Here is a 25,312-nt window from a genome sequence, read left to right as displayed (position 1 = left end):
ACATTCAAATTTAACAAAAAATTAATACATAAATCGATTCATGAACCGGAGTTGATCGAATTTCTGGATGGATTCTTGATTCACTCGGTTCCCAACCCTTACCATCAGACAATTTGCTGGATGTGAACTAATTTCTGGATCATCAGTGGCAAACCATTCTAGACCTCCAGCGTTCATCATTCTCTCCATCATCTTTCTGTAGTCCCATACATTCAAACCTGTCCCTTTCAAGTCCCAATGCCAATAATATTCAGTTGTGATGATAATATAATCTTCCATTGCATGGTCCATCATCGACACTTTAAGCAATTGTTTTCCGACAGAACATCCACGAAATTTCGAACTAACTTCTATAGCTCCTAATTCGATAAGATTTTCCATTTTTCCTTCCGACCATCGTTCTAAAGGATCAGGATATAAAAAAGTAACATAACCAACTACGGTATCTTCTTGTTTCGCAATGATGATTCGTCCTTCAGGTAAACTTGCAATTTCTATTAATGCTTTATGTTGTTGTTCGGGTTGTCGAAATGCTACTAAATCCTCATGAAAGTTAAGATTCGACAAGTACTCTGGAGAAACTGGTCCTTCAATTAGTAAGGTTCCCTTCGGAGTCTCGAGTTCCCTAGCATGATAGGATTTAACATGTTTCATTTGGCCACCACCTTAAAATTTCCATAGCTTTATTATACATAAATCTAAGGGGAATAAAGCGTTTTCACAAAGTTTTCAGACATTATTTTCATCGGGTTAGATTTTACCCCCGCAAAACTTGTTCCTAGGATCTGAAAGCACTTTTTTGTAACCATTGTTTTTACGCAACCCCCATTTTTCAAACCATTTCTTACATTCATCAACATACCATCATTGCTTTTAACCATATATACTATACCTATTTTCTTCAAATGATTCTATTGGACTAGTGTAGTTTTTCGATTGTTATAGAAATGCATATTATTTGTCACAGAAAAGACAAATTTATTTACTTTTTTTCTTTTTGTCGTTATGATTGAACTATAGGAAACATTGAATTTGAATATTTCTAAAATTGTGAAAAATCAAAATTTGTTATATAATAAATTTGTAATTTCTTACATAAGGGGGATGGTCAAATGAAGTTGGAAGCGTTACCAGTGATCAAAGGGGATTTTAATTTACAAAATTATGAAGAAACTTACAACACATTTGATTGGCAAGAAACTGAAAAAAATTTCACATGGTCTGAAACTGGAAAAGTCAATATGGCTTACGAGGCGATTGATCGCCATGCAGAGTCTGATCGAAAAGATAAAATTGCACTTTATTACAAAGACCCTGAAAGAAATGAGAAATATACATTTAAAGATATGAAGGATTACACAAATAAAGCGGCAAATGTTTTAAAAACTTATGGAAATGTTTCAAAAGGGGATCGAGTTTTTGTTTTCATGCCGCGTTCACCAGAGCTTTATTTTGCTGTGTTAGGAGCGATCAAAACAGGTGCGATTGTTGGCCCATTATTTGAGGCATTCATGGAGGGGGCTGTACGCGATCGTTTACAGGATAGTGAAGCAAAAGTTCTCGTTACGACACCTGAATTGCTTAAAAGAGTTCCAGTTGATGAACTTCCTGCCTTGAAAACGGTTTTCTTAGTAGGAGAAGGGATTAAGGAAGATGAAAAATATATTAATTTCTTAGAGAAATTAAATCAAGCGAGCGATCAATTTGAAATTGAATGGGTCGATCGAACAGATGGATTGATTTTACATTATACTTCTGGATCCACTGGAAAACCTAAAGGGGTTTTACATGTTCATAATGCTATGATCCAACATTATCAAACAGCAAAATGGGTGTTGGATTTACAGGAAGAGGATATTTATTGGTGCACAGCTGACCCTGGTTGGATTACAGGAACGTCTTACGGAATATTTGGCCCGTGGTTAACAGGAACGACGAATGTCATTGTAGGTGGCCGATTTAAACCTGATAATTGGTATGAAACGATTCAGGACTTTGGTATTACTGTTTGGTATAGCGCTCCTACAGCCTTTCGTATGTTAATGGGAGCTGGAGATGAAATTGTAAAGAAATTTGACTTAAGTTCCCTTCGCCATATTTTATCCGTTGGGGAACCGTTGAATCCTGAAGTAGTTCGCTGGGGAATGAAAGTCTTTAATCTTCGTATTCATGATACTTGGTGGATGACGGAAACGGGTGCACAGCTTATTTGTAATTACCCATGTTTGGAAATTAAACCAGGTTCCATGGGCAAACCAATTCCAGGTGTAGAAGCTGCAATTGTTGATAATCAAGGAAATGTACTGCCACCAAATCGAATGGGGAATTTAGCCATCAAAAAAGGCTGGCCAGCGATGATGCACTCCATCTGGAATAATCCAGAGAAATATGAGTCTTATTTCATGCCTGGTGATTGGTATGTATCAGGTGATTCCGCTTACATGGATGAAGAAGGATATTTTTGGTTCCAAGGTCGTGTTGATGATGTAATTATGACATCTGGAGAGCGTGTTGGACCATTTGAAGTAGAGAGCAAATTGATCGAGCATCCAGCCATTGCTGAAGCGGGGGTTATTGGAAAACCAGATCCAGTTCGGGGGGAAATTATAAAAGCATTTGTTGCGTTAAGAGAGGGAATTGAACAAACGGATGAACTAGTTGAGGAAATTCGCCAATTTGTTAAAACTGGTCTATCAGCACATGCAGCCCCAAGAGAAATTGAATTCCGTGATAAATTGCCGAAAACACGAAGCGGGAAAATTATGCGCAGGGTTTTGAAAGCTTGGGAGCTTGACCTTCCAACTGGAGATTTATCGACAATGGAAGACTAAGAAGAAAAATTTTTATTGAAAAGGGTGTCAACTAAACTGCGACACTCTTTTCTGTTAATTCATTACTCAAAAAAATTTGACATGTAATGGTTCATATGATAAAAATACTTATATATCCAATTGCATAGTGAAAGGCGACGAAAGGATTCAGTAGTTTTACTATCCCTGTTAGTAGAGAGTCGATGGTTGGTGAGAATCGATACAAATAGTAAAACGAATTACCTCCTGGAGCTGTTGTTGTGAAAATCGAAGTAGCGACAAACGGATGAACCGTTACGTATTTAAGTGGAGAATATTTATTATTCTTAAGTTGGGTGGTACCGCGCATACTGCGTCCCTGCATTTTTGCAGGGGCGCTTTTTTGTTTAGGAAACTATAAAATTTAGAACTGTGGATAACCTTTTAAAAAATGTTGTCCACAGCAAGTGGATTTATCCATTTTCTTCCTAAAACACGAAAAATTTTATGGCATAAGGAGAAAGAAAAATGAATTTAATTGAAGAGTTGCAAGGTAGAGGGATTGTTTACCAACAAACAGATGAGAAAGGAATTCAAGAACTTTTAGAAAAAGAAAAGATTGCTCTTTACTGTGGTGTCGATCCGACTGCAGATAGTATGCATATTGGTCATTTGTTACCATTTCTTACATTGCGTCGTTTCCAACAGCATGGTCATAAGCCGATTGTGCTAGTAGGTGGAGCCACCGGAATGATTGGAGATCCTAGTGGAAAAAAAGAAGAACGTAAGCTACAAACGATTGAAACCGTACAACATAATGTTTCATGTATCAAAAAGCAGTTAGAGCGAATTTTTGATTTTGATGGTGAAAACGGAGCGATGATGGTTAACAATTATGATTGGACAGGTTCGATGGATATCGTGACATTCCTCCGCGATTATGGGAAGCATTTTGGAATAAACTATATGTTATCAAAGGATATTGTGTCTTCCCGGTTAGATGTAGGTATTTCTTTTACTGAATTTACCTATACGATTTTACAATCGATGGATTTCTTACATCTATATGAGAATTACCAATGTAAAATGCAAATTGGTGGAAGTGATCAATGGGGCAATATTACAGCCGGTTTAGAGCTGATTCGTAAAATGAAATCTGAAGGAACAAAAGCATACGGATTGACAATTCCACTTGTAACGAAAGCGGATGGAACGAAATTTGGAAAAACAGAAAGTGGTGCGATTTGGTTAGATCCGGAAAAAACAACTCCATATGAATTTTACCAATTTTGGATCAATACCGCAGATGCAGATGTTGTGAAATATTTGAAATACTTTACTTTCTTATCTCTTGATGAAATTGCGGAACTTAAAAAATCTGTTCAAGAAGAACCACATTTAAGAAAAGCACAAAAAGCATTAGCAGAGGAAATGACTCGTCTGATTCATGGAGATGAGGCATTGATGCAAGCTGTGAAAATATCTCAAGCCTTATTTAGTGGAGAAGTAAAAGAATTATCAGCTGAAGAAATTAAGCAAGGGTTTAAAGATGTTCCGTCTTTTGAACTAAAGAGTGAAGAAGAAACTGGATTAGTGGACCTTTTAGTTCAAGCAAAAATTTCTTCATCTAAACGCCAAGCGAGAGAAGATATTCAAAACGGAGCCATCTATATTAATGGGGAACGAGTGACAGATACAGCATACATGTTAGGGGATCACGATAAAATTGAACAACGATTTACCATTATTCGTCGAGGAAAGAAAAAATATTTCTTAATTAAATATTAATGAAAAAAGTTCACCTGTTCAAAGGTGAGCTTTTTAGATATTTTTTCAAAGGATAAAAATCAATTCGTGCACTGTGGGAACTAGCGCAAATCTAATGAGTTATGACGCATATAAACCGAGGAAATAGGCAAAAAACATGGGAAATGATGCATATTCTAACTATTGTGGTGCAAATCTGTTCGGGAAATGTGCATATCCATGAAGTAAGTAGTTTATTGTATATACTACCACAACACCCCCTCTAACAACCTTCCCTAATTATTGGGGGAAGAATAGTGAATTCATAAGGCAAAAGAAAGAAAAAAATCTGTTAACCTCTCAGGTGAATCCCGTCTACACATTATAAAGAATATTTTCCCCAGGTGCCAAATCAAGAATCCTAAAACAATGCTAGTGCCCCAAAGTGCCCCTAAAGTAATACGTTAGTTTACATTAATTTTACACATATCCGGAAAACAACAAAAAGCCCTGAAAAACCTTTAATATCAGGGTTTTCAGGGTCTTAAATACTGAATTACAAAATCTAGTTTTATTAACGAGAGTAATACTCAACGATGAATGCTTCGTTGATTTCAGCAGGAAGTTCAGAACGTTCTGGTAAACGTGTGAATGATCCTTCTAATTTCTCTTCGTCGAAAGTTAAATATTCTGGAACGAAATTGTTCACTTCAAGTGCTTCTTTTACAATAGCAAGATTGCGTGATTTTTCACGAACGCTAATTGTTTGGCCAGGGCGAACTTGGTAAGATGGAATGTCTACACGACCACCATCAACGATAATATGACCATGGTTTACAAGTTGACGTGCTTGACGGCGAGTACGAGCTAAACCAAGGCGGTAAACAAGGTTATCTAGGCGAGATTCAAGAAGGATCATGAAGTTTTCACCATAAACCCCTTTCATTTTACCAGCTTTTACGAAAAGATTACGGAATTGGCGTTCAGTTACTCCGTACATATGACGAAGTTTTTGTTTTTCTTGTAATTGAAGACCATATTCAGATAATTTTTTACGTTGGTTAGGACCATGTTGACCAGGTGCGTATGGGCGCTTTTCTAGTTCTTTACCTGTACCACTTAAAGAAATGCCAAGACGGCGAGATAATTTCCAGCTTGGACCAGTATAACGAGCCATGAAAGACTCCTCCTTTGTTTTTATTTTGTTGTAAAATAAAAACAGGTGTGAAACAACAGTTAAGGCTATTTTGTTTTCATGTACCATCGCCCTAGCAGCAAAGGGTTACGCGATACACCTCAAATTAGTTATAGAACATAATGAAAGTAGTATGGCTGCATCTTTCATTGATCTAATAAGAGGAACAAAATAATCACAAAAGGGTGTTCACAAAGGCTGCATTATTTTACACAAAGTCTATTATAATTTTTATTTAGGAAAGAGTCAAGGATCTGTTGATAAGTATTATAAGTTTATCCGTGTGAGGTTGCTAATTATTCAATTCATGCATATCGCTAGGAAATATGATATAATTTGGTAATGAAAATATATATATATTTCATATACATCTTTACTTAATTTTTTATATAAAATTAAGTCTATTCATCCTTCCGTATGATTTTTCATAAATAAATAAGGAAGGATTTTATGTTAAGGTAAAGCGATCCATAATTGGGATGAATCTTTTATTTTGTAAAAATAGGACGTGGGTGTTTTGAATGGGTCTAAATAATCAAATTGATTTTATATCTATATATAAAATGAAATTATATGATTTTATCATTGCTCAACAACACTTTTGTTTTAGAAGAGAACCATTTATTAAAGGATGGAAAAAGGTGATTAAGGAACTCTTTTCTGCTGAAAAAATTGAAGTATTAAATATGCAGATTAAAAACTATTTGTACCATGATCACCATGCTAATCATTTAATTTCAAATGAAATAAAAGACTTGTTTGGCGAAAAATTCATCATTCGATACAATATACTTCAAAATACGGTTTATTTTTCACAATATTCAATCGGAATTCATTTGGGTAATGAAAAAAAGTCCTTCGGTTATTTATTTATTAAAATGGATCATTCCTTCTTAGATTCTATAACAGAAGATGAGCTTATTTCATTCATTTCGGTCAGTATTGATCTATTTAAAAGCTGTGAAAACCAACATCATATTGTAGATGAAGAGCACCGTTATAAGGAATTATTCCGGGTTACGGAGAAATTTCATTCATCCATGGATATCGAATATGTACTCGACGAAATTATTTCAACATTGGAAAGGGTCTTTCCTTCCTATACGTATCTTTTTCTTCTGTCCATTGAATATGTCTATGACGATCTACCTATTGAAAACTTTGACTTCGAAACAGCCAGTTCTTCGGCGATGGAGGCCTATTTAAATGGGAATTCCAAACTGGAAGTGCTCATGAATGGAAATTCTAATTTTTATGTCCCTCTAAAGGGGAAACAAGGAGTTTACGGGGTTCTTCAAGTGAAAGTACCGGAAAGGTTAATTTTAAAAGAGGATGAAAAAGAATTTATTCGTCTTTTAGCCAATACGGGTGGAAGTGCGATTGAGAATGCCAAGTTGTATGAGCAATCAAGACGACTGATTTCCGACTTACAACTTATAAACGAAACCTCCCATCAATTAAATTCGAATTTACGCTTCTCAGATACGATCCAATTTTTGCATTCGCAAATTGTTCACTCCTTTAATGCTGCAAAGGTAGGATTTGTTTTTATAAATGATTCTTCTTATCATATTATTGAAGGAAGTTCCGCTACTTTCTTCCGGAAAGATGGAAAGCAATATATCGATTATGTTGTCAATAAAATAATAAAAGAAAAGGATTCTTTGTATATCGGGGACACTACAGCTAAATTACATATGAAATCTTCTATTTACCAATCTTTAATGGCCGTTCCCATGATTGAAGGAGATGAATTAAAAGGATTTTGCATTGTGTTAAAAAAAGAGAAATATGGATTTACATTTGAAATGTATAAGCTATTGCAATCTCTCATTCATCATTCTACACTAGCATTAACCAATTCGATGTTGCGTGAGAAATTAGAAAAGTTAGTCATTACCGATCATTTAACCAAATTATATTCCCGGAATTACTTAGACGAGACCATTAGCCATTCTTTTCAAAATGATGCAAGAGGTGTTTTTATTTTAATAGATATTGATAATTTCAAAAAAGTAAATGATACATTAGGTCACCAAGTAGGGGATGAGGTGATTGTTCAGGTAGCCAAGTTGATGAAAAAAAACATTCGGCAAAGTGATGTGGCGGCTCGTTGGGGAGGGGAGGAGCTGGTTATTTATTTATCAAACCTTTCGTTAGAAGATGGGATCTCCGTTGCCCATAGACTAGTAAAAGAGGTTGCTATAACGACCAAACCAAGAATAACGATTTCATGTGGGATTTCTTATTGGTCAAGAGAAAAAAACATCGAAGTGAAAAATCTCTTCAACCTCGCCGATGAAGCCTTATATATTGCGAAAAAGACGGGAAAAAATAAGGTTGTAGTTTACAAGTAAAAATAGAAAATGAATAATCCATCATTACAGAGAATGGTTTTCAATGTTGGTGAGAAAGATGATCACCATGTTGAAAGGATTCCTGTAATTTTTTACCCGGTTGAAAATTCAGAATATATAATTAATAAAAGATGAATATCTATTCTAATTTAAGGAGGCTCACCAATGAGCAAAAAATTTCAAAGATTTGAAACAAAAGTAATCCATCAAGGCTATGATTCGAAGCAATATTCTGATAGTTTAACTCCTCCTCTCTTTCAAAGTTCAACCTTTGCTTTTGCGAATGCAGAACAAGGAGAAAAAAGATTTGCGGGTGAAGAAGCGGGATTTATTTATAGTCGCCTAGGGAACCCAACAGTGCAACTATTAGAAGATCGAATTGCTTCATTAGAAGAAGGAGAAGCAGGATTAGCATTTGCATCGGGAATGTCAGCTGTATCCGCGGTTTTGCTCTTTTTAACGAAAACAGGGGATCATGTTTTATGCTCCCAAGGATTATATGGTTGTACATTTGGATTATTGCAACTGATCAAGGAAAAATATGGGGTGGATCATTCATTTTCGATGATGGAAAGCGAAGAAGAAGTGAGGAAAGCACTCAAGCCAGAAACAAGTTGTATTTATATTGAAACCCCGATCAATCCTACTATGAGATTAGTCGATTTAAAAATGGTTGTAAAAGTGGCAAAAGAGCAAGGAATTCCAGTTGTGGTCGACAACACCTTTTGCTCTCCTTACCTTCAAAAGCCCTTAGCTTTAGGTTGTGATATTGTCCTCCATAGTGCGACGAAATATATTGGGGGACATGGTGATGTGATTGCTGGAATTGCGGTTGGAAAACGTGAAATCATGGATCAAATCCGGGTATCTACATTAAAAGATATTGGAGGGGTTATTTCACCATTTGATGCATGGCTTTTATTAAGAGGACTAAAAACTCTTCCTATACGAATGGATCGTCACTGTGAAAATGCAAGTAAAATAGCGAATCTGCTTAAAACGAGCGATATGGTAGAGGAGGTATTTTATCCAGGTGATGAAAACCATCCACAATACGAAATCATGAAAAATCAAATGTCTAAAGGTGGGGGAATGATCTCTTTTACTATGAAAGGGAGTAAAGAAGAGACCCAAAGATTTTTAAATCAATTAAAGATGATCAAAATCGCTGTGAGTTTAGGGGATGCGGAAACATTAATTCAACATCCTTCTACGATGACCCATTCGGCTGTAGATGAACAGTCACGAAAAGCGATGGGGATCCCTGATCATTTAATTCGTTTATCTGTCGGTTTGGAAGCATGGGAGGATATTTGGGAAGATCTTAAGCAAGCGTTGGAAAAAATGAAAAAGTGAACAGGGTTTTTTTAAAGAAAAAGGTTGTTACACTTATTTTATGTAACAGCCTTTTTTTCTTAAACAGAAAAAAGATTAGTCTTTATTTTTTCCTAAAAATGGTGTGAGAGTTTCGACGAATTTCTGCAACAATCTTTCATCTATTTCATCAAATCTATTTTTTTCAGGACTATCAATGTCCAGGACACCAAAGAGTTGACCATCTATTAGGATGGGGATGACGATTTCTGATTGCGAGGCTGAATCGCAAGCAATATGACCTGAAAATTCATTCACATCGGCAACTCGTAATGTTTTTCCCTCTTTTGCGGCAGTCCCACAAACACCACGACCTAAAGGAATTCGGATACAAGCTGGCAATCCTTGGAATGGCCCGAGTACAAGTTCATCCCCTTCTAGTAAATAAAACCCAACCCAGTTGACCCGATCTAAAAAATAGTTTAATAAAGCACTGGCATTACTTAAATTAGCGATCGTATTATACTCATCCTTAATTAGAGCCAATAATTGTTTCGTTACAAGATCGTATTTTTCCTCTTTGGATCCCTTATATTCTTCAACAATAAACATAAACTTCCCCTCTCTTACATAAAGTAGCAGATTTCACCAAAATTCCTATTGAGAATTGAAAACTGTCGAGAAATATAGGCAGGAAATGTCTTCAATTTTCCGAAAGATAACTATATAAACCTATCTGTAAAAATTCGACAGTTGGAAATAAAGATTGTTATATTTTTAACATAACCATTTACAAATTTCAAGGGAATAAAAGAAAGGTAGGGCGAAGATGAGCAGAAATAAAACAAGATCAGATATTATTGAAGCAGCCGTTGAGCTCTTTAATACGAAAGGTTATGCGGGTACATCTGTTCGAGATATTTCTAAAAAGGCCAATGTAAATGTCGCTAATATATCGTATTATTTTAAAGGAAAACAAGGTTTGTTAGAGGAATGTTTGACTAGTTTTTTTGAAATGTATTTAACGAATTTAGAAAAAGAAGTCTTTTTATTAGAAACAACTTCTCCGCATGAATGCCTTAAAAGAGCTATTCGGAATATTCTTACCTTCCAACGTGAAAATCATTTATTAACCCGTTTTGTTTGGAGGGAGGTTACGATTGATTCGCAAATCGTCCGTGAGATCATTTCCTCCTACTTAGTAAAAGAAAGGTACTTTTTTAAATCGATTATTGAAAAAGGGGTACAGGAGGGAGCGTTTGTCAATTTACCAATCAGTTTAGTGATTATTCAATTAAAGTCTATGCTCTCGATGCCCTTTTTGAATAGTCAATATTTACGAGAGGTTTGGCAAGTATTCCCTCATGAGAAGTACTTTATTGATAAGTATATGGTGCTGATAGAGAGGTGGATTGATGAAACATTATCCACCCCTACAACAGCAATTAATATGGATAAAAAAGGTGTTATATGATTAATAACGATCTGCCTTGATGAAGATCCTTTGCTTGATGGGCATCCGAACCGTAAACTAACGGAATGCCCATCTTTTTTGCCTTCTCTGCAATATCATTTGAAGGATATGGCTCCCCACAAAATGGCTTCATAACGCCAGCTCCATTATAGTCTAGAGAAAATCCTCTCTTTTTGATTTCATTTAAAATTTCATCCATGACTGAAGTGTATTCCGTGTGAACGGGGTATTTTTTTTGAAATTTACGCACAAGGGTGATGTGACCAATCCGTTTTGGTCTGTATTCCCCTAAGTCAACACGAATAGATTTTAATACGGTTTGATAATAGGCCTCATAGATGGCTTCTACTGATCCAAATGTCGAAATCATTTCATTGAATAAATCAGGACTGTAATCGAGACAGTACCATTCAGAATCTTTTTTTAAAAAATGGACAGATAGAATGGAATCATCTAAGAAAGGCCCATACTCATTTAAAAATTGTTTCGTTTCTTCCTCAAATCCCTCGATATAATCTACTTCTAATCCGACTGAAATTTCGATCTTATTCTTATACTCCTCTTTCAATTCTAGAACTTTTTGAATATAAGGTTTTAGTAAATCGAGTTCCATTCCACTATCTTCTGTTGGGGTGCTATCATGAAAACCGGCAGGCAATGGAGCGTGTTCAGTAAAACTTATTCTTTCATAACCTAGTGAAATCGCATTTTCAATATATTGTTCAAATGAATCTTTCGAGCCATGAGGACAAAAAGGGGTATGGATATGGCCATCTACTTTCATTGAATTCACCTCATTTATTATGATAGTTTTATTGTATCAAAATTTTTCTTTTGTTTGTCGCATCAGAGCAGTCGCCTCCGCTTTTTAATTAATCCAGCTGCGGCTCCTAGGGGCTCGAGGTCAAATGCCCATCCTTTCTGTGGCAAAGTACGCCACGCCAAGGCTGGTCATTTGCTTGTCGCCCCTGAACAGTCGCCTCCGCTTTTTGTTGAATCCAGCTGCGGCTCCTTGCTGCTCGAGGTCAAAAGTCAATCTCCTACAGAAGGGAAGGTCATCCTTCTTTCGGAGCTTGCCTTTTGCTTGTCGCAGCAGAGCAGTCGCCTTCGCTTTTTATTTAATCCAGCTGCGGCTCCTAGGGGCTCGAGGTCAAGTGTCAATCTCCTGCAGAGGGAAAAAGCACCCTCTTTCGGATCTTGTCACTTGCTTGTCGCCCCTGGACAGTCGCCTTCGCTTTTTAATTAATCTAGCTGCGGCTCCTAGACGCTCGAGGTCATCTGCTCATCCTTTCTGTCGCAAACTGCGCGACGCCAAGGATGATCAGATGCTTGTCGCGTCTGATCAGTCGCCTTCGCTTTTTGTTGAATCCAGCTGCGGCTCCTTGCTGCTCGAGGTCAAAAGTCAATCTCCTACAGAAGGGAAGGTCATCCTTCTTTCGGAGCTTGCCTTTTGCTTGTCGCAGCAGAGCAGTCGCCTTCGCTTTTTATTTAATCCAGCTGCGGCTCCTAGGGGCTCGAGGTCAAATGCCCATCCTTTCTGTGGCAAAGTACGCCACGCCAAGGCTGGTCATTTGCTTGTCGCCCCTGAACAGTCGCCTCCGCTTTTTATTTTTGTTACCAAAAAAATAGAATTTATTAGTCAAAAATTTTCATTTACATGGTATCATTAAGTTATTAGGAATTTTTTTGGATTGATACGAATATATGCAATGGGCGTATGAGGAACAGGAGGCTTACGATGGAATTTGTCATCGGTGCAATTCTTTTAATTTTCACCTTGTCAATAATCGGATACATTATTAGAAAAAAATATATAAAAGAATTAAATCAAATAGAGTTACGTAAAGTTGAAACAATGAATAGACCTGTTATAAATGAATTATCGAAAGTGAAGCAGTTAAATATAACAGGACAAACAGAGGAAAAATTCGAATATTGGCGACTCATATGGGATGATATTGTGACGGAAGAGTTACCAAAGATTGATGATTTATTATTTGATTGTGAGGAATATCTTGATCGATTTCGATTCAAAAAAGCGAAATCTGTTCAAATAGAGATGAATCATCGGTTGCTTGAAATTAACAAAAAAATAGATCAACTATTAACGGAAATAAATGAATTAGTGGGCACTGAAGAACAAAATCGAATGGAAAATGAAGAATTAATGGAAATATATCGTATTGCGCGTAAACAATTACTTGCACATCGCCATACGTTTGGGAAAGCCGCAGCAAAGATTGAGTCAAAATTAGATGCTTTTTCTTCATTATTCGAGCAGTTTGAAGAACTAAGGGATCAGGGGAATTATATAGATGCCAGAGAAGTCATTTTGAAGATTCATAATGATCTTCATGAATTGGTTCATAAGATGGATCGTATTCCTATACTTTTATCTGAAAGTCAAAGTATTTTACCATCGCAGTTAAATGAAATAGAAGATGGTTATAAAGAAATGGAACAAGAAGGGTATTTATTAGATCATTTACAAATTGAGAAACAGATTACACTTCTCCGTAAAGAAATCGATCGCTACCAATCATTAATTGAATTAACAGAAATCGAAGAAGTAGAAAATAGTATGGTAGAAGTGAAGGAGAATATTGATCTTCTATACGATTTATTAGAGAATGAAGTGGAATCTAAACACTTTATTTTCAAAAATAGCAATGCAACGCTGGAAAAAATTCAGTCTATGAAAAAGGAAAATGAACAGCTGAGGGAAGAGACGGAATTTGTTCAACAAGGTTATCATTTACTAGAGAATGAGTTAGATGTGCCAAAAAGATTAGAAAAAGAAATTGCGCAAATGGAAAAACGATATGAACTTCTTGCACAAAAAATATTCGATCAACGCTCTGCTTACTCGTTATTGAATATTGAATTAAAAGAAATTCGCCAAATTTTGGAGCAATTACAGAAAGATCAACAGTCCTTTACTGAATTTCTTCAGACTTTAAGAAAAGATGAGATGGAAGCTCGGGAAAAAATGACTCTTCTCAAAAAGAAAATCATTGAGGCTAGTCGATTAGTGACTAAAAGCAATGTACCTGGTTTACCTGATTACTATATTTCCCTCATGGAAAATGCGAAGGGAAATATTGAAGAAGTGAATCGTTGTTTGAATGAAAAACCATTGACGATGAAATCAGTCCAAGAACATTTAGAAATTGCCGTTGATTCAGTGGATAACTTATATGAAAAAACAATCGAATTAATTGAACAAGTCTTAATGGCAGAAAAGATTATACAGTATGGGAATCGGTATCGAAGCACGAATTCCTATGTGTCGGATCGGTTAAATGAAGCCGAAGCGTATTTTAGAAACTATGAATTCCGTCAAGCGCTTGAGCAAGCCGCTACAGCTATTGAAAAGGTAGATTCCAAAGGGTTAAAAAAAATCGAAGAAATGATCAATGATGAGATTACGATAAAGGAATCATAATGAACTTCCAAAAAAATAAAAGCAGGTGAGAAAGAAAAATCATCTTTCTCCACCTGCTTTTATTTTTGCTTAGCGAATTCTCCGTCTTCTTCCTCCGATAAGTCAACATCAGCTCGTGAAGGCCCTCGCTCTCGGTTCCTTTATTTCAGTCGAAACTTGCGAAATCCGTACGCCGATGAGCAGGCGCTTACGCTTTTGTAGTTTCTGCTGCTTTTCCGGCTAATCTAAAAAGAATGGCTAAAATATATCCTATAATTGCCCCAATGATGGCTGGTACAATCCAGCCAATTCCTTCATTAAATAATGGTAACTTGCTGAAAAGTGAAGATAGAAAATCGGATTGGATTCCTAGTACATTTAAGCCGTCCATTACACTTAACACTCCTGTAGGAATTAAAGAACAGTAATAAACAATTGAATAACCATTGAATAAAGAATGAGCAAAAGATAAGAAAATGAGAACAATCGCGATTGGATAAATCATAATTAAAACTGGTAAAGAAACTTTAATTAATTGAGTCAAACCAATATTTGCGATGAACATGCTGAATATTGATAACACAATCACAATAAGGCGATATGAAACGTTAGGCATTAATTTATGGAAATATTGTGCGCATGATGAAACTAATCCTACGGAAGTTGTAATACATGCAAATAAAATAGCTAAAGCTAATATTGTTTTCCCAATTGTTCCATATAAATAAGTAGTCGATGCAGAGAGGATGGCTCCCCCATTTTCTTGCATCCCAATGGCTTGGGGGCTCGTAGCTCCGATATAAGCAAGTGCTAAGTATACTAAGGTTAAACCAGCAGCAGCGATAAATCCTGCCTGAATGCAAATTTTTGTAATCGACTTCTCAGATTTGACACCTAAATCTTTAATCGCAGTTATGACAACGATTCCGAATACCAATGCTGCGATTGTATCCATCGTTAAATATCCTTCAATAAAACCTTTAAACACAGGGCCTGTTGCATATTCCTTACTAGCTGGCAATGGTTCTCCCATCGGTGAGATAAGGCTTTTACTAACGAGAATAGCCAAAATAATTAATAATGCAGGTGTTAAGATTTTCCCGATTCGATCGACCAATTTGGTTGGATTCATCGATAACCAAGCCGTTAAGGAAAAAAAGATGATTGTAAATAATGCTAATGGCAAGGATGAACCTTCTAGTCCTTCATTTAAAAATGGAGAAATAGCGATTTCGAATGCGACGGTTCCTGTTCGTGGAATCCCGAAAAACGGGCCAATAGCTAAATACATAATAACAGTAAAGACCACTCCAAACTTTAGCGAAACACGGCTAGCTAGTAGTTGTAAATCTCCTCCTGTTTTGGCAATCGCAATCACTCCCAATAAAGGAAGTCCGACACCTGTAATTAAAAAGCCTAATATTCCTTTCCACATATTAGCTCCTGCTTCTTGTCCTAAAAAAGGTGGAAAAATCATATTTCCCGCACCTAAAAATAAGGCAAAAAGCATGAGTCCAATGGCAAAGGTATCTTTAAATGGCAAAGATTTTTTACTCATGAAAGGTTCCTCCCTAAGTTGTAATAATTATTAGAAAATTTAGTATTTTTAAATAACAACATTATCAAGCGCATACCCTATTTTACAGATTGTATTCAAAAAATCAAGAAGAACTTTCTATCTTGATATATTAAAACATTATTTTAAAAAACTTAATGACTATGCCATCTACGTGAAATTTGAATATAACTAGAGGAGACTTCGGAACGGAAGAAGCAAATAAGTGGAGAAACAACGTCCACTGTTAGAAGTTCTACTTTATTTAGCTCTGTTGAGTATGGTAAGATAAATAATTGCAAATAGATTAAACTGAAGATGGTGTACGAAATGATTTATTTTGATAATAGTGCTACGACAAAACCATATCATGAAGTGTTGCGAACCTTTGTTAAAGTAAACGAGCAATTTTACGGAAATCCTTCTTCCTTACATCATTTTGGTGTACAAGCGGAAAAGTTACTGTCCCAAGCAAGAAAACAAATTGCGACCTTGATGAATGTGAAGGAAAAAGAAATCTTTTTCACTTCAGGTGGAACAGAATCTAATAATTTGGCGATAAAAGGTACAGCCATTCATTATAGAAATCGAGGTAATCATATCATTACTTCTAGCATCGAACATCCTTCTGTTCTTCTTGCATGTGAACAGTTAGAACAGCTTGGCTTTCGTATTACGTACTTACCAGTCAATTCGGAAGGAATTGTGAAAGTGGAAGACGTCGAGCGGGCTATAGACAATGAAACCATTTTAGTCTCGATTATGCATGTAAATAATGAAATTGGTTCAGTTCAGCCAATTGATCAAATTGGAGAACTTTTACGAAATCATTCCAAAATCTTATTTCATGTGGATCATGTCCAAGGAATTGGAAAACTTCCGTTGCTTTTGGGTCATAACATTGATTTATGTACGATTTCTGGTCATAAATTTCATGGATTAAAAGGAACAGGAGCTCTTTTCATCCGTGAAGGAGTAAAACTTTCCCCCCTTTTATCTGGTGGGAGCCAGGAGCAAAATATAAGAAGTGGAACGGAAAATACGGGTGGAATGGTTGCCATGGCAAAAGCGTTAAGACTAACGGAAGAAAATCGAAAAACTAAGAGGACAGAAATGCAAAAGATCCATCAATTTTTACGAGAGGGGTTATCGGTTATAAAAGATGTAACGATTCATACCCCTTCTCGTCATTTTGCACCTCATATATTGAATTTTTCAGTTGCTGATGTGAAAGGGGAGGTATTAGTGCATGCCTTAGAGGCGGAAGGGCTCTTCGTGTCGACAACAAGTGCCTGCTCTTCCAAAAGAAATACACCGAGCAGAACACTTTTAGCCATGGGAGTTCAAAAAGAAGAGGCGGATGGAAGTATTCGGATCAGCCTATCTTATGAAAATACAATGGATGAAGCAAAACAATTTATCGAAATTTTTAGCCAAATATTACCAAATATTACAAGGAACTCGAGGGGTTGACTATGAGTTACGATCGTGTATTAATTCGTTATGGTGAGATTTCAACTAAAGGAAGAAATCGCAACCATTTCATTTCAAAGATGAAGCAAAATATTCAAAATGTCCTTCGAAATGTTGGAAATGTAAAAGTTCATTCAAATCGAGAGCGAATGATTGTCTATTTAAATGAAACTCCTTTTGAACCTGTAAAGGACAAACTTTCTACTATTTTTGGTATTCAATCTTTTAGTCCGGTTGTTAGAACAGAGCAAAATATGGAAGAAATGAAAGAAGAATCATTAACTTTAATGAAAGAACAATTTAAAGATGGGAAGACTTTCAAAGTTTCAACTCGCCGTTCTGATAAACAATTTGAATTTGATACGAATGATATTAATCATGCTATTGGGGGACATATCCTAAAAAATATCCCAGGTATAAAAGTGAATGTAAAACAACCTGATATCGAATTATTAGTAGAAGTAAGAAAAGAAGGAGTCTTCCTTTCATGTGAAAAATATGAAGGAATGGGGGGGCTTCCAGTCGGAACAAGTGGAAAAGCCATGCTGCTTCTTTCCGGTGGAATCGATAGCCCAGTTGCTAGTTATTTAATGATGAAACGTGGGGTTGAAATTGAAGCCGTGCATTTCTATAGTCCACCCTACACAAGTGAACGAGCTAAACAGAAAGTAATCGATTTAGCACGAATTTTGACAAGCTTTGGGGGATCTATTAAACTGCACATCGTCCCATTTACAGAATTACAAAAAACAATCTATGAACAAATCCCTGAAAACTATACCATGACGTCTACTAGACGAATGATGCTGTTGATCGCAGATGAAATTCGTCGAAGAAATAATGGTTTAGCGCTCATCACAGGGGAAAGCTTAGGGCAGGTAGCGAGCCAGACGATGGAAAGTATGTTGGCGATCAATGATGTAACATCTACGCCGATTTTACGACCACTTGTTGCAATGGATAAACTAGCCATTATTGATATTGCAAAAGAAATTGGAACATTTGAAACATCCATCCTCCCATATGAAGATTGTTGTACGATTTTTACACCACCATCCCCTAAAACGAAGCCAAAGCTTGAGAAGGTTCAACATTACGAAAGTTTTGTTGATTACACACCATTGATTGAAAAAGCTGTGGAAGAAACAGAAACAATCTATATTTCTAGTAAAGAGCAGGATCCAGTAGATGAATTTGCCGATTTATTTTAGTAGGAAAACTTCTTAGGTGATGATCGAGCATATTTCATAAGATAAAAAAGGAGCAACTATTAATAAGTTGCTTCTTTTTGTCCCTTTGAAAAAATAATAGAAAATTGACAATAATTTAATATTTCAAATTATGAATATTTTTAGTATAATGAAAGCGTATTCAAAAAAGGGGGTTATGGAATGAGAAAAGAAGACTTAATTGCACCTGAGAAATATAATATTGTGATGGAGTTTGAAAGAACTGCGGAACAAAATCCAACAAAACTAGCGTTAAAATGGGAAAATGAACAAGGGGAAAAAAGGGAGATTACATATGGAGACCTAATGAAAGGTGCTAACCGCATCGGGAATGCCTTTTTAAAGAATGGTCTGAAAAAAGGGGACTCCATTTTAATCATTGTTCCGCGTTTAATAGAGGCATACCAAATTTACATTGCTGCATTAAAGTCTGGAATCATTATTATTCCAAGCTCCGAAATGCTTCGTACGAAAGATTTAAATTATCGTATTGAACATGGTGATGTGAAATCAATTGTGTCATATGCACCATATTTATCTGAATGTAAGCAAGTGGAAAAAGTAGATGAGTTAATAAAATTTGTATTCGGTGGGGAAGAAGAGGGTTGGATCAATTTAGAGAAAGAAATGGAAGTTGTTTCTGATGAGCTAAAGGTAGCAGATACGAATCGAGATGATATGGCATTTTTACCGTATACATCCGGAACGACTGGAAACCCAAAAGGAGTTGTGCACACTCATGGATGGGGATTTGCCCATTTAAAAACAGCGGCTCCTCATTGGTTATGCATTGAAGAAACCGATACTGTTTGGGCTACAGCAGGTCCAGGGTGGCAAAAGTGGATTTGGAGTCCATTCCTATCTGTATTAGGTTCTGGAGCAACGGGTTTGATCTACAATGGAAGATTCGAACCGAAAAAATATTTACAATTAATGGATGAAAATAATGTAAATGTATTATGTTGTACACCAACAGAATATCGTTTAATGGCAAAAGTGGATAATTTATCTGAGTATAAATTAGAAGGTTTGCATAGTGCTGTTTCAGCTGGAGAGCCACTAAATCGTGAAGTAATCGATACTTTTAAGAAACATTATAATGTAGTCGTACGTGATGGATATGGGCAAACTGAAAACACTCTATTAGTAGGGGTCACAAAAGGAATGGAGATTCGACCTGGGTCCATGGGGAAACCAACGCCTGGAAACCGAGTGGAAATTGTCAATGAAGATGGTGAAGTTTGTCCAGTAGGTGAAGTGGGAGATATCGCTGTTCATATTGAAACACCTGCACTATTCAAGAATTATTTTAAAGACCCTGAACGTACAGCGATGCAGTTCCGCGGAGAATACTATATTACAGGGGATAAGGCGAAAATGGATGAGGACGGCTATTTCTGGTTTGAAGGTCGAGGAGACGACATCATTATTAGCTCGGGATATACGATTGGACCATTTGAGGTTGAGGATGCATTAGTAAAACACCCGACTGTTAAAGAATGTGCAGTTGTTGCGAGCCCAGATCCAGATAGAGGTCATATTGTAAAAGCATTTGTCGTATTAAGGGAGGATGTAAACCCTGAGGATCCTAAGCTAATTCCTACATTGCAAGATCATGTAAAGGAATTAACAGCACCATATAAATATCCTAGAAAAATCGAGTTTGTTCAGGAATTGCCGAAAACCACTTCAGGGAAAATAAGACGAATTGAATTAAGAAAACAAGAAATGGAAACCTCAAAATCATAAGATATAGAAAAGCACGATATTAGGAGACAGTTTTAATAAGCTGTCTTTTTTTGTTTTCTAGGAAACTATACTACGAAATTCGTTCGTCGATGGTCAAGACACTTGCGCAGTTGTTCTTATTAACAAAACTAATAAATATAAAATTATATTGTCGTGACGGTTCCTCACCATGTATAATAGGAATATTTCGAGTATAGAAAGAATTGAGGCGACAATTATGAAACATAACCTACGAGCAGGTGTCCTTTATGTTGGAATGGCGTATTTAATTTGGGGATTATTTCCACTCTATTGGAAATTGTTGCAACATGTTTCTTCGGATGAAATTCTTACAAATCGAATTGTATGGTCGTTTGTGTTTATGATTCTTTTATTGGCGGTCATTAAAAAGTGGAGGATTTTTCAAGAAACGTTCAAGGAGATTATTCAATTTCCGAAAAAAGGTCTGGCATTATTTGTAGCTTCTGTTTTAGTGAGTGGGAACTGGTTCATTTATATTTGGGCTGTAAATCATGACAGAATTATTGAAACAAGTTTAGGTTATTACATAAATCCTTTAGTTAGTGTGTTATTAGGAGTTTTAGTTTTGAAAGAGAGTTTATCTAAAGCTCAAATTTTAGCCTTTATACTGGCCTTAATAGGTGTCCTGATTCAAACATTATCATATGGCGAATTTCCTTGGGTTGCATTAGGAGTAGCCTTCACCTTTAGTTTCTATAGTTTGGCTAAAAAAATGATTAAAGTCGATTCATCTGTTGGCTTAACACTGGAAACCATGTCCATTACGCCATTTGCCATCCTCTTTATGATGATCCTTTCCCAAAGAGGGCAGCTCGCATTATTTCATCAATCATTGTCTACTGATTTATTACTAATAGGCGGAGGCATATTAACCGCGATCCCATTGCTTTTCTTTGCGAAAGGAGCTCAACAAATTCCACTTTATTTGGTCGGGTTTTTACAATATATCACACCAACAATGACATTACTTCTTGGAATTTTTGTATATAATGAACCATTCACTACGAATCAATTAGTGTCGTTTATGTTTATTTGGACAGCATTATTCTTATTCTCCTTGTCCCAAATGAAATGGGGCAAAGCGGTCGTAAGGAAGAAAGCAAAAAATGAGTTTTTAGCATAGCCGATCAAAATAAGAACTGTCCCATTTGATGATTTTTTAATATGAAGGAAATCATAGGAAACTAAAATTTTAGAATAGTGGATACTCAGTTAAAAAAATGTTGTTCACGTCAAGCGGATTTCTCCATTTTCTCCCTACGATAAGTCAACATCAGCTCGCAAAACCGACTCGCTCTTGTTTCCTATATCTCAGTCGAAACCTACGAAATCGTATGTCAATAACCAGGCGTTTCCGCTTTTGTTTATAATTACCTAAAAATTTGTTAAAATATTTTTATATGTTGGTTTTATCGTGATTTTGAAACTTTTTATGATGTCAATCGTTATAGTTTATGGGAGGTTGTAAAATGAATAGAAAAAGGATCATCGCTTTAGTCATTGCCATTAGTGTATTTTTTGTCTCCATTATTGTCAATTTTGCAAGTATGGCCTTTACGACAGATATTACGAAAGCGTTAGACACGATGTTTAAAGGGAGTGACCAGGAATTTATTGAAACAGTAAAAGAAGATGGAAATGAATTTAAAAAAATAGCTGTTCTTGAAGTAGAAGGGGTTATTCAAGACACGGGTACTACTGGTTCGATGCTAAGGTCTGCTGGTTATAACCATCGCTTTTTTATGGATTTATTAGATCAAGTTCAACATGATGATACGGTCAAGGCGATTGTATTAAGAGTGAACTCTCCTGGTGGTGGAGTTGCAGAAAGTGCAGAAATCCATGATAAATTAAAGGAAATTAAACAAAAAGCGAAAAAACCAATTTACGTATCCATGGGTAGTGTTGCGGCTTCAGGAGGGTATTATATTTCAGCTCCTGCAGATAAAATCATGGCAAGCCCAGAAACGTTAACAGGATCTTTAGGCGTTATTATGCAAAGTGTAAACTATTCGAAATTAGCTGACAAGTTTGGTGTTGATTTTGTGACAGTTAAAAGTGGACCTTATAAAGATATTATGAGTCCAACAAGACCTATAACAGATAGTGAAAAACAAATTCTTCAAGAGATGATCAATAATACTTATAACGGGTTTGTAAAAGTGATCTCAGAAGGCCGTAAAATTCCTGAAAGTCAAGTAAGGAAGATTGCGGATGGGCGAATATATGATGGTCGCCAAGCAAAAGAATTAAAGTTAATCGATGATTTTGGTTATTTAGATGATACGATTCAACAGTTGAAAAAAGATCATCATTTGTCTGGAGCCGAGGTTGTGAAATATGAACAACAACTAGGTTTCTCCTCTTTGTTCAGCGCAAGTGCACAGAAGATTATAGGGAAAGATGCAGAGATGCATGATTTAATGAAAGTATTATCGAATCCTAATTCACCTCGATTAATGTACTTATACGCGGAATAGGAGGAGTCAGAATGGATCAAGATCAATTTTTATCAGAACAGCGGGATCAAAACCAGCCAGTGGAACATCCTACGCAACAAGTTCCTATAGATGTTCATTATGCTGGTTTTTGGATGCGTTTCTGGGCTTATTTAGTTGATTTAATTGTAATAGGGAGTATTTCACGATTGTTTATCTATCCCACCTTTCGTTCAATGGGATTAGAAGTCGTTTCAGATTCTATCTTTTCCCCAGTTAATATTGCAACAGCCATCGTGTTTTATTTGTACTTTATATTGTTTACAAAGTATATAGGTCAAACATTAGGAAAAATGGTTTTCGGTTTAAAGGTTGTCCCGGTAAATCAAGAGAAGTTATCGTGGGGGACGGTCCTATTTCGAGAATTAGTCGGTCGATATATATCTGCGACGTTAATATTTCTTTATTTGCTCGTGGCGATTTTACCGAAAAAACAGGGACTTCATGATTATTTTGCGGATACAGTGGTTGTCCATGAACGGTCTTTATTATTAAGTAAACCTGCTTATTAAAGCAGGTTTATTTTTTTTGTTCTTTGTCGATAATGGCAAGTTGAAAGGGAGTGAAAGAATAAATGACAGTCGTTTATATGATCATTTTTATTTTGGTCGCACTTTTTTTCATTTTTCTTTTTTCAAAACTAATGGTGCTTCTTTCGATTTATCATGGACAAGATAATGACCATATTACAATAGAATTTATGCTTTGGTTCGGATTAATTCGATACAAAATTGACATCCCTTTCGTGAAAATAATCAATCACGATGAAAATATTGTGCCTACTATCGCTTTTCGAAAAGAAGAAAAAAATCAGGGAAAAACTTCAAATGAAAAGCAAGAGAAATTAACCCCACAGGAAATGGTCAGAAGAATATCAAACATAAAAGAAATCGTTCAACATGTATTTGGTATGAATATCATTATAAAGAAATTCTTAAAGAAAATCTCAATTGAAAAGATTGAATGGCATTCATCAATCGGTGTGCGTGATGCAGCTTTAACAGGTATATTAGTCGGTTCACTTTGGGCTGCCAAAGGGGGATTGATAGGGATTATAAGTAATTATATGACATTAAAACAAATGCCGAAGATATCGATTACCCCTTCCTTTCAAATTCCCCTATCACAAACTGAACTCACATGTATGGTTCATTTTAGGATAGGAAATGCTATAGCTGTAGGCTTGAAAATATTTAAATATTGGCGCGGATCGAAAAAAAGTTTGAAGTTCATGCTGCCGAAACAAGGTTCTCGGGAGAAAGTGAACAAAGCTACCTGATGTTGAATTTTAATGCAGACAAAATGGGAGGAGACAATATGACAGATCATCCAATACAAGGTTTGATGTCGACGGCCATGGAAAATTTAAAAGAAATGATTGATGTGAATACGATTATCGGTGATCCTGTAGAGACCCCAGACGGAAGTGTTATCCTTACTGTTTCCAAAGTAGGTTTTGGGTTTGCTGCAGGTGGAAGTGAATTTATCATTGAAAAGAAAGGGCAAAATGGGAACCAGTCACAACAACAAAAGCAGCCATTTGGTGGCGGTAGTGGAGGCGGAGTATCAATCACTCCAATTGCTTTTCTCATTGTAAATAATCAAGGTGTAAAAATGTTACACTTAGATGAAAACACTCATTTGCTCGACAAAATCCTAGATCTTGCACCAGGCGCCATCGACAAAATCCAATCGATGTTTAACAAAAATAATTCTAGCCAAAATCAACAAAAAAGTATGAATTCAAATCAAAATAGTTATCCACAACAAGACCTTGGTATATAGTTAAGGAGAGAAAGGAACTTTCAAACTAGAAAGTCACCTTTCTTTTTCTATGAGAAGGGAAAGGGATTAAGTGAAAATTCATTTCATGGGATTTTATATCCGTTACGATATGATAATGAATATTATTTGCTTTTCATTTCCTCTTTTCAGTATGATGGAAAGGAATTAAAAACATTTATTGGAGGGATCTAGATGGCAAATGTCACATTTAAAGGGAATCCGATGACACTTGTTGGACAAGAAGTGAAAGTGGGAGATACTGCTCCTAATTTCACAGTATTGGCGAATGACTTATCAGAGGTTACACTGAATGATAGTAAGGGAAAAGTTCGACTCATTAGTGTCGTCCCTTCCATTGATACGGGTGTTTGTGATGCTCAAACTCGTCGTTTTAATGAAGAAGCATCGAAACTTGATGCGCAAATTTTAACCATTTCAGTTGACTTGCCATTTGCGCAAAAGCGTTGGTGCGCTGCAGCAGGAATCGAAAACATTCAAGTGCTTTCCGATCATCGTGATTTATCTTTTGGAGAAGCCTATGGTGTCCATATGAAGGAATTACGTTTGTTAGCACGGTCTATTTTCGTCGTGGATAGTCAAGATAAGGTTACATATGTAGAGTATGTGAAGGAAGGTACGGACCATCCTAATTACGAAGCTGCCATCGAAGCGGCAAAATCTGCAAAGTAATGGAATAATGCCG

Annotated in this window: 21 protein-coding genes and 1 other annotated feature; of the genes, 16 read left to right on the top strand and 5 right to left on the bottom strand. The window is 36.1% G+C overall.

Annotated elements, in window-relative coordinates; translation table 11 throughout:
• Positions 1–21: 21 nt before the first annotated feature.
• Entirely contained in the window at positions 22–654 is a 633-nt protein-coding gene (locus tag J2S13_RS07010; RefSeq protein ID WP_307257028.1) for a GNAT family N-acetyltransferase, read from the bottom strand.
• A gap of 458 nt (positions 655–1,112) precedes the next feature.
• On the opposite strand from J2S13_RS07010, the gene acsA reads away from it, so the two are divergent.
• A complete protein-coding gene (gene acsA / locus J2S13_RS07005) occupies positions 1,113–2,831 on the top strand; it encodes an acetate--CoA ligase (RefSeq protein ID WP_307257027.1) in 1,719 nt (572 codons plus the stop codon).
• Positions 2,832–2,959: 128 nt separating this feature from the next.
• Positions 2,960–3,173: a binding site (T-box leader), on the top strand.
• Positions 3,174–3,317: 144 nt separating this feature from the next.
• Entirely contained in the window at positions 3,318–4,577 is a 1,260-nt protein-coding gene (tyrS, locus tag J2S13_RS07000) for a tyrosine--tRNA ligase (protein WP_307257026.1), read from the top strand.
• Between the two features lie 532 nt (positions 4,578–5,109).
• Here tyrS and rpsD read toward each other — a convergent pair.
• The gene (gene rpsD / locus J2S13_RS06995; protein WP_307257025.1) at positions 5,110–5,712 is read right to left on the bottom strand and encodes a 30S ribosomal protein S4; all 603 of its coding nucleotides are present in this window, start codon (positions 5,710–5,712) and stop codon (positions 5,110–5,112) included.
• 539 nt (positions 5,713–6,251) lie between these two features.
• Between rpsD and J2S13_RS06990 the strand changes: the two genes are divergently transcribed.
• Together J2S13_RS06990 and megL are read left to right on the top strand one after the other, a co-directional pair.
• Positions 6,252–8,087: a sensor domain-containing diguanylate cyclase gene (locus J2S13_RS06990; RefSeq protein WP_307257024.1), complete on the top strand. Its 1,836-nt coding sequence runs from the start codon at positions 6,252–6,254 to the stop codon at positions 8,085–8,087.
• 165 nt (positions 8,088–8,252) lie between these two features.
• Entirely contained in the window at positions 8,253–9,443 is a 1,191-nt protein-coding gene (gene megL / locus J2S13_RS06985; protein WP_307257023.1) for a methionine gamma-lyase, read from the top strand.
• Between the two features lie 75 nt (positions 9,444–9,518).
• Here the strand turns inward: megL and msrC are convergent, their stop codons facing one another.
• Positions 9,519–10,013 (bottom strand): free L-methionine (R)-S-oxide reductase MsrC, encoded by a 495-nt coding sequence (gene msrC, locus J2S13_RS06980; RefSeq protein ID WP_307257022.1) that lies wholly within the window; start codon positions 10,011–10,013, stop codon positions 9,519–9,521.
• Positions 10,014–10,230: 217 nt separating this feature from the next.
• On the opposite strand from msrC, the gene refZ reads away from it, so the two are divergent.
• Positions 10,231–10,875, top strand: a complete 645-nt coding sequence (refZ, locus tag J2S13_RS06975) for a forespore capture DNA-binding protein RefZ (protein ID WP_307257021.1) — start codon at positions 10,231–10,233, stop codon at positions 10,873–10,875.
• Here refZ and hisJ read toward each other — a convergent pair.
• Positions 10,868–11,659, bottom strand: coding sequence for a histidinol-phosphatase HisJ (gene hisJ / locus J2S13_RS06970; RefSeq protein ID WP_307257020.1), 792 nt, complete (start codon positions 11,657–11,659; stop codon positions 10,868–10,870). The two genes, refZ and hisJ, sit on opposite strands and share 8 nt — an antisense overlap.
• Before the next feature lie 541 nt (positions 11,660–12,200).
• Here hisJ and J2S13_RS06965 point away from each other — a divergent pair.
• Entirely contained in the window at positions 12,201–12,545 is a 345-nt protein-coding gene (locus J2S13_RS06965; RefSeq protein ID WP_307257019.1) for a hypothetical protein, read from the top strand.
• A 68-nt stretch (positions 12,546–12,613) separates the two neighbouring features.
• Positions 12,614–14,320 (top strand): septation ring formation regulator EzrA, encoded by a 1,707-nt coding sequence (gene ezrA, locus J2S13_RS06960; protein WP_307257018.1) that lies wholly within the window; start codon positions 12,614–12,616, stop codon positions 14,318–14,320.
• 187 nt (positions 14,321–14,507) lie between these two features.
• Here ezrA and brnQ read toward each other — a convergent pair whose 3' ends face one another.
• A complete protein-coding gene (brnQ, locus tag J2S13_RS06955; RefSeq protein ID WP_307257017.1) occupies positions 14,508–15,857 on the bottom strand; it encodes a branched-chain amino acid transport system II carrier protein in 1,350 nt (449 codons plus the stop codon).
• Positions 15,858–16,184: 327 nt separating this feature from the next.
• Here brnQ and J2S13_RS06950 point away from each other — a divergent pair, with 327 nt between their 5' ends.
• The 9 genes from J2S13_RS06950 to tpx all read left to right on the top strand — a co-directional run bounded on the left by J2S13_RS06950 (position 16,185) and on the right by tpx (position 25,299).
• On the top strand, positions 16,185–17,327 hold the full coding sequence (locus J2S13_RS06950) for a cysteine desulfurase family protein (protein ID WP_307257016.1): 1,143 nt from the start codon (positions 16,185–16,187) through the stop codon (positions 17,325–17,327).
• 2 nt (positions 17,328–17,329) lie between these two features.
• Positions 17,330–18,538 carry a tRNA uracil 4-sulfurtransferase ThiI gene (thiI, locus tag J2S13_RS06945; RefSeq protein ID WP_307257015.1) on the top strand — a complete coding sequence of 403 codons (1,209 nt, stop codon included), beginning with the start codon at positions 17,330–17,332 and terminating at the stop codon, positions 18,536–18,538.
• Positions 18,539–18,718: 180 nt separating this feature from the next.
• Positions 18,719–20,305 carry an acyl-CoA synthetase MbcS gene (gene mbcS, locus J2S13_RS06940; protein ID WP_307257014.1) on the top strand — a complete coding sequence of 529 codons (1,587 nt, stop codon included), beginning with the start codon at positions 18,719–18,721 and terminating at the stop codon, positions 20,303–20,305.
• 217 nt (positions 20,306–20,522) lie between these two features.
• On the top strand, positions 20,523–21,449 hold the full coding sequence (gene rarD, locus J2S13_RS06935) for an EamA family transporter RarD (protein ID WP_307257013.1): 927 nt from the start codon (positions 20,523–20,525) through the stop codon (positions 21,447–21,449).
• A 346-nt stretch (positions 21,450–21,795) separates the two neighbouring features.
• On the top strand, positions 21,796–22,806 hold the full coding sequence (gene sppA / locus J2S13_RS06930) for a signal peptide peptidase SppA (protein ID WP_307257012.1): 1,011 nt from the start codon (positions 21,796–21,798) through the stop codon (positions 22,804–22,806).
• An 11-nt stretch (positions 22,807–22,817) separates the two neighbouring features.
• The gene (locus J2S13_RS06925) at positions 22,818–23,336 is read left to right on the top strand and encodes an RDD family protein (protein ID WP_307257010.1); all 519 of its coding nucleotides are present in this window, start codon (positions 22,818–22,820) and stop codon (positions 23,334–23,336) included.
• 62 nt (positions 23,337–23,398) lie between these two features.
• Positions 23,399–24,103 (top strand): DUF2953 domain-containing protein, encoded by a 705-nt coding sequence (locus J2S13_RS06920; RefSeq protein WP_307257009.1) that lies wholly within the window; start codon positions 23,399–23,401, stop codon positions 24,101–24,103.
• Positions 24,104–24,141: 38 nt separating this feature from the next.
• Positions 24,142–24,609 (top strand): GerW family sporulation protein, encoded by a 468-nt coding sequence (gene ytfJ, locus J2S13_RS06915; protein WP_307257008.1) that lies wholly within the window; start codon positions 24,142–24,144, stop codon positions 24,607–24,609.
• A 192-nt stretch (positions 24,610–24,801) separates the two neighbouring features.
• Positions 24,802–25,299: a thiol peroxidase gene (tpx, locus tag J2S13_RS06910; RefSeq protein ID WP_307257007.1), complete on the top strand. Its 498-nt coding sequence runs from the start codon at positions 24,802–24,804 to the stop codon at positions 25,297–25,299.
• The last annotated feature ends 13 nt before the right edge of the window (positions 25,300–25,312 follow it).

The sequence above is a fragment of the Oikeobacillus pervagus genome (assembly GCF_030813365.1).
GTDB lineage: Bacteria > Bacillota > Bacilli > Bacillales > DSM-23947 > Oikeobacillus > Oikeobacillus pervagus.
The sequence above is the reverse complement of the archived record's forward strand: the minus strand, read 5'-3'. Positions and strand labels throughout refer to the sequence as shown.

Coding starts and splice junctions, on each gene's coding strand:
- J2S13_RS06965 (WP_307257019.1), top strand. CDS start 12,201: ATGCTTGTCGCGTCTGATCAGTCGCCTTCGCTTTTTGTTGAATCCAGC.
- thiI (WP_307257015.1), top strand. CDS start 17,330: ATGAGTTACGATCGTGTATTAATTCGTTATGGTGAGATTTCAACTAAA.
- J2S13_RS06950 (WP_307257016.1), top strand. CDS start 16,185: ATGATTTATTTTGATAATAGTGCTACGACAAAACCATATCATGAAGTG.
- sppA (WP_307257012.1), top strand. CDS start 21,796: ATGAATAGAAAAAGGATCATCGCTTTAGTCATTGCCATTAGTGTATTT.
- ezrA (WP_307257018.1), top strand. CDS start 12,614: ATGGAATTTGTCATCGGTGCAATTCTTTTAATTTTCACCTTGTCAATA.
- msrC (WP_307257022.1), bottom strand. CDS start 10,013: ATGTTTATTGTTGAAGAATATAAGGGATCCAAAGAGGAAAAATACGAT.
- J2S13_RS07010 (WP_307257028.1), bottom strand. CDS start 654: ATGAAACATGTTAAATCCTATCATGCTAGGGAACTCGAGACTCCGAAG.
- brnQ (WP_307257017.1), bottom strand. CDS start 15,857: ATGAGTAAAAAATCTTTGCCATTTAAAGATACCTTTGCCATTGGACTC.
- rarD (WP_307257013.1), top strand. CDS start 20,523: ATGAAACATAACCTACGAGCAGGTGTCCTTTATGTTGGAATGGCGTAT.
- tyrS (WP_307257026.1), top strand. CDS start 3,318: ATGAATTTAATTGAAGAGTTGCAAGGTAGAGGGATTGTTTACCAACAA.
- J2S13_RS06925 (WP_307257010.1), top strand. CDS start 22,818: ATGGATCAAGATCAATTTTTATCAGAACAGCGGGATCAAAACCAGCCA.
- refZ (WP_307257021.1), top strand. CDS start 10,231: ATGAGCAGAAATAAAACAAGATCAGATATTATTGAAGCAGCCGTTGAG.
- tpx (WP_307257007.1), top strand. CDS start 24,802: ATGGCAAATGTCACATTTAAAGGGAATCCGATGACACTTGTTGGACAA.
- megL (WP_307257023.1), top strand. CDS start 8,253: ATGAGCAAAAAATTTCAAAGATTTGAAACAAAAGTAATCCATCAAGGC.
- acsA (WP_307257027.1), top strand. CDS start 1,113: ATGAAGTTGGAAGCGTTACCAGTGATCAAAGGGGATTTTAATTTACAA.
- J2S13_RS06920 (WP_307257009.1), top strand. CDS start 23,399: ATGACAGTCGTTTATATGATCATTTTTATTTTGGTCGCACTTTTTTTC.
- hisJ (WP_307257020.1), bottom strand. CDS start 11,659: ATGAAAGTAGATGGCCATATCCATACCCCTTTTTGTCCTCATGGCTCG.
- J2S13_RS06990 (WP_307257024.1), top strand. CDS start 6,252: ATGGGTCTAAATAATCAAATTGATTTTATATCTATATATAAAATGAAA.
- mbcS (WP_307257014.1), top strand. CDS start 18,719: ATGAGAAAAGAAGACTTAATTGCACCTGAGAAATATAATATTGTGATG.
- rpsD (WP_307257025.1), bottom strand. CDS start 5,712: ATGGCTCGTTATACTGGTCCAAGCTGGAAATTATCTCGCCGTCTTGGC.
- ytfJ (WP_307257008.1), top strand. CDS start 24,142: ATGACAGATCATCCAATACAAGGTTTGATGTCGACGGCCATGGAAAAT.